Genomic DNA, 13235 nt, shown 5'->3' with positions numbered 1-13235 from the left:
ACAAAAGATCGTGACCGACCCTTCACCAGGGGAAGGGCACGGTTCTGACACCGATTCCCTCGACGTCGGATCGGGAGGGGCGCCGTTGCGGTGGGGTGGGGTGAAGGCGGGGAGCGTCACCCTGGAGGGTCGTCAGCCTGGTGGGGCGGGTGGTGGGTGGGGTGGCTTTGCCGTAATGGAGGGTGGCGGGCGGAACGGCCGCCCCACCACGGCGGGAAGCCCTCGACTCACTCAGGGCGGATGAAGGACAGGAGGTCCTCCAGCGGCCACGTCGTGATCACGTCGTCGGGCGTCAGCCCGGCGCGCTGGGCGATGCCGACGCCGAAGCGCTGGTTGCGAAGGTGCGGCACCGCGTGCGAGTCGCTGTCGATCGCGAACCGCACCCCGTGGTGGCGCGCCATCCGCACCAGTTCGGACGGCAGGTCGGAGCGGTCGGGGAAGGAGTCGATCTCCATCGCCGTGCCTGTGCGCGCCGCCGCCTTGAAGACGGTGTCCCAGTCGGCGTCCACCGGCGCCCGTTTGCCGATCTTGCGGGTGGTCGGATGTCCGATGATGTCGACATACGGGTTCTCGCACGCCGCGACGAACCGCGCCGTCATCTCCTCACGCGTCTGGGAGAAGTGCGAGTGGACCGACGCCACGCACACGTCGAACTCACGCAGGATCTCAGCGGGCCAGTCGACCGAGCCGTCGGGGCCGATGTTGAGTTCGGTGCCGTGCAGCAGCCGCATGTCCGGATATTTCTCCTGCAGCTCGCGGATGCGTCCGCGCTGCTCCAGTGCCTTGTCCAGCGTCATGCGCTGCATCGTCAGGTCGGGCGCGTGATCGGTGATCGCGTAGTAGGCGTAGCCGAGCGCGTGCGCCGCCGCCACCATCTCCTCCAGCGAGGCGATGCCGTCGGTCAGGTCGGTGTGCGTGTGCAGGTCGCCGCGCAGATCGCCCAGCTCGACCAGCCTCGGCAGCGCGTTCCTGAGCGCGAGTTGCACCTCGCCGTCGCCCTCACGCAGCGGCGGCGGAACGTACTGCATGCCGAGCGCGGCGTAGATCTCCTCCTCCGACGCGGCCGCGATCACCCGCTCACCCTCGAACAGGCCGTATTCCGACAGCTTCCAGCCCTTCTTCACCGCTATCTCGCGGATCGCGACGTTGTGTTCCTTGGATCCGGTGAAGTACTGCATCGCAGCACCCCACGACTCGGCCGGGACCACCCGCAGATCGACCTGAACACCCGTCTTGGTGCGGACCGAGGTCTTCTTGTCGCCCGCCGCGACGATCTCTTCGACGTACGGCTGCGCCTTGAACGTCTCCATGATCTCCACGGGAGCGACCGCGAGGACGTCGATGTCGCCGATCGTGTCCTTCATCCGGCGCAGCGAGCCCGCGTAGGCGATGCGCTCCGCCTGGCCCGCAAGGGACGCGATGACCTGCTCGGCCAGCGACATCGCCACCCCGATGTGCACGCGGCGGCTCGCCTGCTCCAACTGCTCGACGCCCTTGGCCAGATTGGCGAGCGTCTTGGCGCCGAGCCCCTTGACCCCGTCGAGCCGCCCGGCGGCGATGGCCTCCGACAACGCCGACGGCGAGTCGATACCGAAGTCCTCGAACAGCATGATCGCCGTCTTGGGGCCGAGCGTGGGCACCTTCGTCAACCTGCGCACCCCGTCGGGCACCCGCTCGCGCAGCGCGTCGAGCTGCCGGAAACTACCGCGCTGCAGGAACTCCTCCATCTTCAACGCGATCGCCTCGCCCACCCCCGGCACCTTGCGGACGTCGACCTGCGAGATGTCCTCGGCGAACCCCGCGATCGCCTTGGCCGCCTTCTGATAGCTGCGCACGCGGAAGGCGTCGCCCCCGGTCAGCGCGAACAGCTCTGAGTACTCCTGAAGGGCGGCCGCAGCCTGCTCGTTTGCCCGTGCCATGGGCCCAGCTTAGGAGGTGCCACCGACATTTAGCCTTGCTCATGGAGCTGACCAAGGCATGCTTGGCGGTTTCGTAGAGTGTCGGGCGGGTCCTTCCAGCACGGCTTGTTCACCGACTGGCAGCTCTGACCTTCGGGTCAGAGACTCCTGATTTCTGATCGTCCGGCTGGACGGATCTGCCCGGCGCATGTGCATCCCTGTTGGGGAACTCGCGGCCATCCCCTCGGCTCTCGCGGTCGAGGTCGCGTGATGGACCGCTGCTACCGAATGTCAGGCCTGGCACTCGATCACTCTGCGGACATGCCCCGCCCCTACCGCGAGCGCGTGCGTGGAAGGCTCCCCGAACCGCACCATCAGCACCACCGAGGGGAATGTCCTGTGAAAGTACGGCTGGGCATCGACGTGGCCTGCCGGGCCGCGCACCGGGCCGCCTGCGCGAACGAGGCCGGGGAGTTCGTCTTCCCCGGCCGCGAGTTCCGCACCACCATCGATGATCTGGAACGGCTGTGGGCCCAGCTGCCCGCCGACGCCGACGAGGCGCTGGTGGTGATGGAACCCACCCGCAACGCCTGGATTCCGCTGGCCGCCTGGTTCGCCGCCAAAGGCGCCCAGATCGCCATGGTCACCCCGGAGCAGTCTTCCGACCTGCGCAAGTACTACCACAAGCACACCAAGAACGACCGGCTGGACGCCCGGATCCTGGCCCGCATCCCGCTGCCGCACCCCGAAGGGCTGCGCCTGTCCGGTGAGGGTGAACTCGGCCCGGCCGACCCGTTGCGGCGGGCCACCCGCCGGCGCCGCTCGCCGGTCAAACGCCGCACCGCCACCGGTCGGCGCATCGACGCGCTGCTGGAGATCTACGGCCCGCAGTGGGCCGCCGCGCTGGGTGATGGCGACTTCTCCAAGGCTGCCCTGACCGTGCTGGAGCGCACCGGCGCCGACCCCCGCGCTCTGAAGCGGCTGGGCCACAAGCGGCTGACCGCCCTGTTGATCCGGGCCGGCCGCGGCCAGTGGCGACAGGATCGGGCCGAGGCGATCCTGCAGGCAGCCGAGGTCACTCAGGCCCTGTGGGCGGCCGGTGGCCTGGACTTCGCCGAAGTGGCCGAGGATCTGGCCGGGGAGGCTCGGCTGGCCCTGCAACTCGGCGAGGAGATCAAGGCCCTGGACTCGCGGATCGGGGTCCTCTACGAGGAAGCCGACCCCGAGCAGATCATCGCGTAGGGTCCCGGCATGGCCACTATTTCCGCCGCCGTCGTGCTCGGCGCGCTGGGCAACCCCGACCGCTTCGACAACCTGGCCGGGGTGCGCGCTCTCACCGGCCTGACCCCCAGTCTGGACGAATCGGGCACCAGTTCCCGGCACGGACCGCCCACCAAGGCCGGTGATCCAGCCCTGCGCGAGGCCTTGTTCGGCGCGGCCGATCGCGCCCGCGAACTCGACCCCACCCTGGCCGCCCGATACCAGCGGCTGGTGGTGACCGAGGGCAAACACCACAACTCCGCCGTCTGCACCCTGGCCGCCACGCTGGTCACCCGGCTGGCCGCCTGCTGGCGCTCGCGCACCCCCTACCAGCTCCGGGACCTGGACAGCACGCCGATCACCGTCGAGCAGGGCCGGGCCATCTGCGCCGAGCAGTACGCCGTCACCGACACCGACCGCGCCAAGAACCGGCCCAGACGAGCCAGCAAGCGATTGAAGCAGGGGACGAGCCGACGCGGTCAGGAGTCGCCCGACGACGCTCCGGAAGTCGGCCCGTCCACCGTCAAGGCTACCTGGCGCAAGGTGGCCTGACCGGGAACCCGCCGCTCACCGCGACCAGCACCAACGCCGGGACCACTGAGTCCCGACGGCAGTTGCGCATGCCCAGATCCATCAGCCCTTGATCGGGTTGACGTCGGTTAGGAACTCAGTCTGGCTGTGTCCGGCCCAACCAGGCGCGGGACACCTTGTGTCGCTGTCAGCTTCCCTCTCGCCCTGGTACGGATCACCGACACAACCTCGGCTGACGAGGTGTACAGGACATGCAGGATGGAGTTCACCGTCACCGTCGTCTCGACGGCGCCGGTCTCTACTCCCGGCCACCGATCTTGCGCCGTAGCACGATCTTCGGCAATCAGGTCCCACGGCACAACAAGTGTCTCCGTGTCACAGACCGGAGAGCTAGGAATGTAGCTCAACGATCACCATAGACTCCGAAGGCGTTATCTTCCGAGCCTTGCGGAGCGCCTCCGACACAGTGGGCTCATCCGGGTCTCCCAATCCCCACGCCTGAATCTGATACTTCATACTGGATGCCGTACCGAAATCGAGCTAAAGCCCCTAGCGTTTGATGGGTATTTACCTTTTCACGACAAGTGCGCATCAGAACTTTAAAGCAACCATTCCTTGCGTAGATATCTACCCAAAACGCTATCCCAGCCAGCTGACCCCCTCCTCTAGATTTAGCTCCCACTCATCGGTGTCTTCGATAAGATTCCAGAACTCGTCAATACCCATCGAGATCACCTCAGCTCGACTCCTTCATACCAGAAGTAGACAATCGGAGTCACCGAACCGAGCGCATCTACCTCCCGATAGAACCCACCCAGACAGCAGACTTCAGACGTCGGTTCATCATAAACGGGCAATAATTAGTCGTTCCGGATCCCCACAATCGCTTCCGAGATCCTGCTCCTTACTTTCTCATCCAGTACCGGATCCGCCGGATCTAGTCGCTCAAGAGTAAGAAGCTTCATGCCCCATCTTTCGGCCTCTAACTGCACACTTAGAGACGGCAGTCTAGCCACCACTTTCCACCCATTGACCTCTAGCGCTGCCGCCACCTGCGACACCTCAAGATCGTGGCGATCGACCGCCGAATCGAAGACAAGATAGTGTGTGACAATCATTGAGTCAGACTCCGCAAAGCTGGCTTCGGCTTCTGCCACCACATTTCCAGATGCCCGAATCGACTGAAGTGCAGCCGCGTCGACTTTTAACGCCTGCGACTCCAGCCAGCCAAGACCGAAGATCCCATGGCCAATCACTGCCACCACAAGAAAAGCAACTGCGATGCATCCGAGTATCTTCATTCTCATGAAACATCACCTTTGGGTTCTATTTGATCACCGGATCTGGCGCTCGAGGGTCGCATTGCGGCTTGACTGCGACGCACCTCCAGTACGAGTCCGCCACCGCCCAAATCGTGTAAGCAGAGTCTATCATCAGCGTTCTAATGATCCGCCAATCACTCACACTCCGATCCTTACGGGTCAAATTCTTCAGCAGTAGATCAGACCCCACATCCTCCATTCAAGCCGAGATGTCTCAACATAACTCACAGACAGGAGCCGGAATCAGGATGGCGCTCAATCCAGAACAACCCAAAGATATGACTGTCGCACACAAGGCTATCCGCAACGGCGTTAACTCCGATCAACGCTCACACTGATGATGACCGGCGACCCCATAGATTTCATCCTCGCCTGTAGCGTAGCTCTAATCTTCGGATGATACCGAAGTGCCTCAGGGTCGAACGGGATGATGTCCAAGACCGCACTCCATTTGGCAGACTTCATCATCACTGCCGTCGGATCCTGCGAATAGAGCACCCAACCATGTCCACGCAAGCGGGAAGCAGCTTTACCGATTGCCGCTCCCGTTTTCGCCTCACCAACGTCGACAACGAAGGTGTTTATGATTTCGAACCCTTCTGCCCACCTAACGTCATAATCAGATTCAATACTGTCCTCTGCTTGCACTGCGCCAATCTGTCGCACCGTTTGAAGTGCAGCCGAATCTACTTTCTCGTCAGGCGATACCAGCAAATCTCCGCGCCATACAAGGACAGCCAACCCAAGAAGGGAAAGCGCCACCGCACCTCCCACTAACAATGTTTTCAGCCACATGCCCTCTTGTCACGCTCCTCGACACAGGACCAGAACTCCCAGACCACGCCGTCATTCCCGCCAATATTAGTCATCGCATCCAACTCCCTCGCGCGACGATCCGCTTCGGCCGCATTTCCACCCTGCAGCGGATTCCTTTTACCAGGATCATTGCTCTTATGATAGGACAACCAAGCCGCAAACTTCTCATAGCGAGGAACCGGATAATAGAACTTCCTACCATCCCATGTAACCACTCCTGAACATCCACAGTATGCGTATGCAGCCTCGAAATCGTCGATGGGGCGTCCGTTTATCCTGATATTCTGCTTGAGATGAGCCAGCCAAGCCGCAGCGAGATCGATGGCCCTGGCGGGCTTTAACATCTCCTTGATTATGTAACGCATTTCCGTTCTAGCCCACTTACGCCCTTCGTGCTTGATGAGCATAAGGGTACCCTTGTAGATCTCCATCTGCGCTATACCGATTGACGCTCCCCAGGCGCGATGACGCCCCTTGGTCGACTCCCACATGAATGCAAGAAAGGCGCCACCCCTACCGACACCCTCTCCTGCGTTCGCAGTCTCCCAAATCAATACAGCGGTAAGTGCATATTTACTCACCTTATGCTTCTTGGCGGCCTTCTGAATATCCCTCCAGTACGGCAGCAGGTTCTTGTAGCGCTCATAATAAGATCCCTTCGATGAAGAATCACCAATCGCTCCCCCGCTGGGCGCAACCCCACCTATCAACTGCTCCAGACTAATCGAAGGGTTGAGAAAGTTCATCATCGAAGCGAAATCGGAGAATTCCGCACGCTGCCTGGCAGAAAGCTTGTAGAATCCCGGTGGCGCAGGCATCCCGTTTGGCATCACACCGATCCGCCTAGCTTCGGCGTCGTCGAAGGACGGCAATCGGTACTTAACAAAGTTCTCGAAGTACCACTCAGGGTCAGCTTCAGCGAGTGCGCTAAAATCAGCAGCACCGCACAGATTTGTCGCTGGACCGGCGCAGCCGATTGCGCCTTCGCCGCCTCCGAGTCCGCCGCCGATGAGGCCGGTCAGGCTCTCCGGTACTCCGGTGAGCACGATGCCCGCGCCGCTGAAGGAATAGCCGTAGCCGCTGCCTGTGTAGAGGTTTCCGCCGGTGAGGCCGGTGGAGGCGGTGGCGTGGCCGGTGGGGTCGATACCGGTCAAGGGGGAGGCGTTGGCGTAGGTGTAGCGGTTGGCTTGGACCGAGGGGCTGGGGTTGAGGGTGGCGGTGTCGCGGCTGGTGAACGCTCCCGTCCCGGGCTGGTACCAGCGGGCGTGCATGTTGACTTTGCCGGTGTCCGGGTCGGTGTACTCGCCCTGGTAGCCCAGGCTGGACTTGGCACCGGTCTGGGCTGTGGGGGTGCCGAAGGGGTCGTAGGCGGTGGAGGTCTGGATGCCGGTGGTGGTGAAGGTGGCGACGAGGTCGCCGTGCAGGTCGCTGAGCGCTGTGGTGGCGGGGGTGTTGCCTTCCTGGAGGCTGAGGATGCCGCCGGCGACGTCGCGTCCGTACTTGTTCAGGGTCGCGCCGGTGGTGGTGTCGGTGATGGCGGCGAGGTCGTTGCCGAGGCCGGAGTAGGCGAAGGTCTGTTTGGCGGTGCCTCTGGTTCGGGTGGTGACGCGGTTGAGGGCGTCGTAGCTGTACAGGCTGTCGCCGTCGGCGATCAGGCGGTCGAAGGCGTCGAACGTGAGGTTGGTGGTTTGGCCGTTCTTGGTTTCGGTGGCCAGGGTGCCGCGCGGGGTGTAGGTGTAGTCGGTGCCGTCGCCGGTGGTGAGGCGGTTGCGTTGGTCGTAGGTGAAGGTCTTCGACCCGGCTTTGACGCGGTTGCCGGAGGCGTCCCAGCCGTAGTCGGTGCGGGTGCCTGTGGGGGCGGTCCAGGAGGTGAGGCGGCCGGCGTGGTCGTAGGTGTAGGTGTTGGTGCCGGCTCCGGCCAGGCCTGCGGTGGTTTTGGTGGTGAGGTTGTCGTCTTTGTCCCACCCGTAGGTGATCTTCGCGAGTTGGGTGCCCGTCGCGTTTTTGAGGGTGTGGGAGTCGAGGCGGTCGACGGCGTCGTAGGTGAACGTCTGCGCGTCCGCCGCCGCCCCCGCAGAGGTTTTGCCGGTCAGGCTGGTCAAGCGGCTGGCCTTGTCGTAGCCGTAGGTCAACGTCCGGTCGGTGACGGGGTCGGTCGCGGTGGCGAGGCGGCCGGCGGTGTCCCAGGTGAAGGCGGCCGTTCCGGCGGCGTCGACGCGCTGGGTGGGGTTGCCGAGGGCGTCGTAGGTGTAGCCGGTCTGCTGGGCGGTGCCGCGTTTGACCGTCAGGGGCAGGCCGCGGTCGTTGTAGTCGACGGTCAGGTCGCCGAGGGCGGTGGCGCGTCCGGCCAGGTCGTAGCCGATGGTGCGTTCGGCGGTGGCGGCGCCGCCGCCTGCGCCGGTTTCCTTGGTGAGGCGGCCGAGGTGGTCGAAGACGCGGTCGATCCGCACTCCGCCGGGCAGCAGGGAGGTGACGGGGTTGCCGCCGGGGTCGTAGACGCTGGTCCAGGTGCGGTCGGCCGGGTTCGGGTGGGCTGTGGTGGCGGGTTCGGTGACCGATTCCAGCAGGCCGAGGGTGTTGTAGGTGGTCCAGGTGGCGTTGCCGCGCCCGTCGGTGAGGCGGGTGCGGGCGCCGGTGGCGTCGTAGCCGAACCCGGTCGTGATGGACTCGGTCGCCGACACCGGCTCCACCCTGGTGGTGAGCCGGTTGAGCGCGTCGTAGGTCTGCCGGGTGACGTGCCCCTCGGGTGAGGTCGCGCTGGTCGGGTTGCCGACCGCGTCGTAGCCGGTCGTCGCGGTACGGACCACCGCGCCTGCCGTGTTCAGGTCTTGGGCTTTGGTCTGTCGTCCGGCCAGGTCGTACTCGACGGTGGTGGCGTTGCCCTCGGGGTCGGTCGTCTTGGTGAGGCGTCCGGCCAGGTCGTAGGCGTGCAGAGTCTTGTTGCTGGCGGGGTCGGTCTGCGTGTCGATCTCGCCGGCGGCGTTCACGGCCATGATCGTGGTGCGGTTGCCGGGTGCGGTCTGCTTGGTGAGCGCGCCGGCGTCGTTGTACTCCATCGTCGTGGTGTGCGCGGCCGTGCTGGGTTTGCGTTCGATCTGGGTGGCGGTGATCATCCGGCCGAGGTCGTCGTAGGTCGCCTCCGTCCGGGCGCCGGTCGGGTCGACGGTGGCGAGTTTCTCTCCGGCCAGGTCGTACTCCACGACGGTTTGCCCGGACGGCTGGCCCTGCGGCGCCGGGTCAGAAACCCGTACTTGGCGGCCGAGTTGGTCGTAGTCGAAGCCGGTGATGTTCCCGCGCGGGTCGGTGGTACGCACCAGTTGCCCGGCCGCGTCGTAGGCGTGCACGGTGGTCGGCGTGACCGGGGTGCCGCCGGGCGGCGTGTACGCGGGGGCTTTCAGGCTGGTGAGGCGTCCGGCCCGGTCGAAGACCGAAGTGAGAGTACGGCCCTCGGCATCGGTCTTGTGCGTGGTCGCGCCCATCGTGTCGTAGCCGAGGCGCGCCACCGGGCGGGCGTCGGCGGAAGCGCCTGCCTTGTCCACCTTCACCATCGGGCCCGTCGCCTCGACCAGCCGTCCCAGGGCGTCGTAGCGCATCGAGGTGGTGAAGTCCGCCGGGGTGGCGCCTGCCGCGTTGCCGCGCGGGTCGGTGCTGGCCACGACCAGGCCCCGGTCGTCGTAGGCGAGGGTGGAGACCAGGTCGTCGGCGCCGTTCTCGACGGTCTCCTTCAGCACCTGGTTCGCCTTGTTGTAGGTGAACTCCCGCGCCTCCATCCTGGCCCCGGTACCGGTGTGCGTCTGCTTGAGGACGTTGCCGTTGGCGTCGTGGGCGAAGGCCGTCTTCCGCTTCAGGCCGGCCGGATCGAACACCTGCGACGTCGCCAGCCCGGCCGCGTCGTACACGTACTCGGTCGTGGCGCTGCCGCCACCGGCGACCAGCTTGGTCCGGTTACCGGCCGCGTCGTAGGTGTGCTCCTCCAACACCACATCACGCGGCGTGGTGGCGCCGTTCAGCTTGGCGGCGGTCGCGGTCTTGCGGTGCAGCCGGTTGTCGCCGTAGTAGGTGAACGACGTCTGCCGGCCCATCGCATCGACCTGCGTGGCCAACCGCCCCGCCGGGTCGTAACCGTACGATTCGAGGACCACGTCCCTGGCGGGCTGTGGAGCGGTGGGACTGCCGGTCCAGCCCTTCAGGGTGCGGTTGAGCAGTTCACCGCGCTTGGTGTAGCCGTTCTCGGTCACGGTCCCGCGCGCGTCCGTCAGCTGGGAGAGCTGCCCGAGCGTGTTCCACGCCTGCCGCACAACCCCGCCCTCAGGACCGGTCGTCGTCTCCAACCGGCCGCGGGTGTCGTAGGTGAACACGGTCTCGCGCGCCGCCTCACCACCGGTCAGGTCCGTCACCGTCTCCGACAGCTTGTTACCGTCCGGGTCGTAGGCGAACGTCGTCTTCTTCGTGTGGGTGAGGCCGGAGACCTCGTTCTTCACCCCCGGCTCGGTCTGCGTCACCAACCGCCCCAGCAGGTCGTAGGTGAAGACGGTCTTCACCCCGCCTGGGTGCGCGGCCGACACCAGCGTCGAACCTGTCAACCGGCCGAGCGCGTCATACTCCAGCTTCGTGACCAGCCCCGCCGGATCCGCCTGCTCAGCCAGATCACCAGCCGAGGTGTAGCGGTAGGTCCACACACTCCCGCGCGCGTCCGTCTTCGTCTCCGCGAGCCCGGCCGGGGTCGTACCGCCGCCGACGGCGGGCTCGGTGCCGTCGGTGTAGGACGTATGGACGGAACGACCGTTGGGGAAGCCGGGAGTGGCAGGTGTGGTTTGTGCGATCAACTCGCCGAACCGGCTGTAATCGGCGGTGGTGGAGTAGGTGGTGTCGAACTCGCTGGCCGAGCGGGCGTCGCCGACCCGGATGACACGGTCGTTACGGACGTCGAACGGGTCCTGCCTGTTGAGGTAGTGCTCGACGTATGTGGTCTGGCAGTTGCCCGCCGCCCGACAGGTGACGCTTTCCATCCTGTTTCCGCGGCTGTCGTTCAAGTACTCGGTGACATTGCCGTTGGCGTCGGTGATCGTCCGAGGGAAGCCACCCGTGTCGTACTCGTAGGCGACGGTCTTGCCGAGTTGGTCGGTGCGGGACACCAGCCGACCGGCGCGCCAGGCATCGAACGTGTAGCCGAGGGTCTCGTTCTGCGGATCGGTCACCTTGGCACTCGACCGCCCGGTGACGGGTGTGTACACGAGCGGATCCAGGCGCCAGGTGCCGCCGTGTCGGTCGGTGTGGGTCAGCAGCCGGTCGGTGGCCGCGTCGTAGGTGTTACTGGCCTGCACCCGGCCCGACGGCAGTGTGAGTTTGGCCAGCTTGTGCCCCACGCCGGCACCGGCCGCGTGGTGACGGGCGACATCGGTGTGCGGCAGCGCGTAGTCGTAGACCGCCAGTTCGTCGTACGACCCAGCTGCTCCGCCGAGCACCAGCTTTGGGCGGGCCTGGATCTGCTCGGACGCGCTGCTGACGTAGACAGCGGCCCCGTCCAAGTACAGGGTTTGCCATTGGCCGTCCACGGTGAGCACGGCATGGTGCCAGGCGCCGTCGTTGACCGGTCCCGGGCTCACCGCTCTCGGCCCGCGCAACGGATCGTAGGCCGCCGACAGCCTGCCGTCCGGATCCACCGCGATCAGTGGATGATCGCCCCGGATTCCATCGGTCGACAGCACCGGACCGCTGCCGGTGGTCTTGAACCACACCTCCAGCGACGCCTGCACTCCCACCGCGGTCAGGATGCCCTCGGGCATCGTCACCTTCGCGCCCGCTCCCAGTTCCACCGCCGTGTCCGGCGTGCCGGTCAGTGCGCCCGGACGTCCCAGGACGGCGCCGGTGTACGTGCCGCTGGTGGCGATACGTGCCTGGTCCTTCGCCTGGGTGCCCGTGGCCTCGCCCAGCCGCCAGTACCCGAAGGGATCGCTGTCGGCCACCATCGTCCGATACAGCGAACCGCCCGTGTATTCGTAGGAGGTGCAGCGCTGCTGCGGGTCGCACACCTTCGACAGGTGGTCGCCCGTGTAGGTGTAGGTCCAGGTGAGCGGGCTGCCGCCGACCGGGTCCGTGGACACGGTCCCGATGTGGGCGCCGCTCCAGGTGAACCGCAGCGTCCGGCCGCCCGCCGCGCGCAGCATCGACAGCTTGCCGTCGGCGCCGTACACGAACTCCTGGGGGACGCCACGCTGGTCGCTGATCTTCGTCAGCCGCCCCTGGGTGTCGAACAGGTAGGTCGTGGAACCCTTGTCCATGAGCTTCCACCCACCGCCGGTCTCGTCAGCGAGAGTGGCGAACATACCCGGCGGCGGCACGTACTTCCCGTCCGGTTTGCGGGGGAACCGCACCAACCGCCCGTCGGGATAGGTGACGGTCAGGGACGTTGGCGCGTCTGCCCGGTTGGTGAACTCCTTGGTCGCCCGCATGTCCAGGTTCGAGGACCAGCCCGCACCGAACGAGCTGTCCCGTCGGGGATCCGAGCTGTTGTAGGAGCGCCGGATCCCCAGCGGCGGCCCCGCGACCGGCACCTCCACATCGGTGACGGACGTCGTGTAGTTGCCCGTCAGCGGATGGAAGTCGGTCCCGTCGACACCCGTCGTCGATATCTGCGACATCGCCACCTGTGACCGGCCACCCACGGTGAACGTGTGCGTCCCGGACCGGGTGATCCCGCCCACGGCCGCGCTGTCCTTCACGTCCACCGACCACCAGTACTGCCGCGCCCACTTCAGCGTCCCGGCGGGCGGTGTCCACTGCGCCGACAGCCCACCGGTCGATATCCACCCGCTGCTCACACACTTGACCGACGGATCGGACGACACGTTGTCGCAGACCTCGAAGTCGAAGTCCGCCGACCCGCTCGTCGTCGTCGCCGACGCCGACAGCACCGGATCCAACGACGTCACCATTCCGCCGCTCGGCGGCGACGTCGAGGTCACCACCGGCAATGCCGCAGTGACGGCCTTCGGGGGAGTGAACAGGCCCACCTTCCCCCGCGTCTCAGGCGGCAATGCCCCCTTGGGGACGACGGACCTCTTCCGCTTGCCGTTCCCTTCACCCGCGGAGGTCGCCGACGACGGCACCAGCGAGGGCACGTTCCGGGCGGAGCCGTTCATCTGTTTCGGGGTGTCAGGTGTCCCCTGCGCCGTCGCTTCCGCGTTCACGACATCGACCGATGAAAAGGCGGGTAACGACGGCAGGACCAGCAGGCCGGGAAGCATAAACGCCACTATTCCCACGTGGACCGCTGAACGCCGTAAACCAGTCCGCCGCGAGAATCGGCGCATACGCCATCACTCTCCAAACCACAAAAGGGCAGCACAAGGACGCCTGATGCCGCTCCACCAACGGGCTCGGAGCGCTACAGGACTCCCGAAGATTA

Annotated in this window: 6 protein-coding genes; 2 read left to right on the top strand and 4 right to left on the bottom strand. The window is 65.6% G+C overall.

The window, feature by feature from the left end:
• Positions 1-227 precede the first annotated feature (227 nt).
• Complete coding sequence (polX, locus tag ABD120_RS03210) at positions 228-1919, bottom strand: DNA polymerase/3'-5' exonuclease PolX (protein ID WP_343948132.1); 1692 nt, start codon at positions 1917-1919, stop codon at positions 228-230.
• Positions 1920-2297: 378 nt separating this feature from the next.
• On the opposite strand from polX, the gene ABD120_RS03205 reads away from it, so the two are divergent.
• Positions 2298-3140 (top strand): IS110 family transposase, encoded by an 843-nt coding sequence (locus tag ABD120_RS03205; protein WP_343948131.1) that lies wholly within the window; start codon positions 2298-2300, stop codon positions 3138-3140.
• A gap of 9 nt (positions 3141-3149) precedes the next feature.
• A complete protein-coding gene (locus ABD120_RS03200) occupies positions 3150-3710 on the top strand; it encodes a transposase (protein WP_343948129.1) in 561 nt (186 codons plus the stop codon).
• 839 nt (positions 3711-4549) lie between these two features.
• Here ABD120_RS03200 and ABD120_RS03195 read toward each other — a convergent pair.
• From ABD120_RS03195 to ABD120_RS03185, 3 genes are all read right to left on the bottom strand, one after another.
• Positions 4550-4996 (bottom strand): hypothetical protein, encoded by a 447-nt coding sequence (locus ABD120_RS03195; RefSeq protein ID WP_343948128.1) that lies wholly within the window; start codon positions 4994-4996, stop codon positions 4550-4552.
• Positions 4997-5323: 327 nt separating this feature from the next.
• Positions 5324-5806 (bottom strand): hypothetical protein, encoded by a 483-nt coding sequence (locus ABD120_RS03190; RefSeq protein WP_343948127.1) that lies wholly within the window; start codon positions 5804-5806, stop codon positions 5324-5326.
• Positions 5797-12969, bottom strand: a complete 7173-nt coding sequence (locus tag ABD120_RS03185; protein WP_343948126.1) for an RHS repeat-associated core domain-containing protein — start codon at positions 12967-12969, stop codon at positions 5797-5799. Before ABD120_RS03185 ends, ABD120_RS03190 begins: the two co-directional genes overlap by 10 nt.
• Between the last annotated feature and the right edge of the window lie 266 nt (positions 12970-13235).

Source organism: Nonomuraea longicatena, assembly GCF_039525605.1.
GTDB lineage: Bacteria > Actinomycetota > Actinomycetes > Streptosporangiales > Streptosporangiaceae > Nonomuraea > Nonomuraea longicatena.
This window is presented reverse-complemented; position numbering and strand designations above follow the sequence as displayed.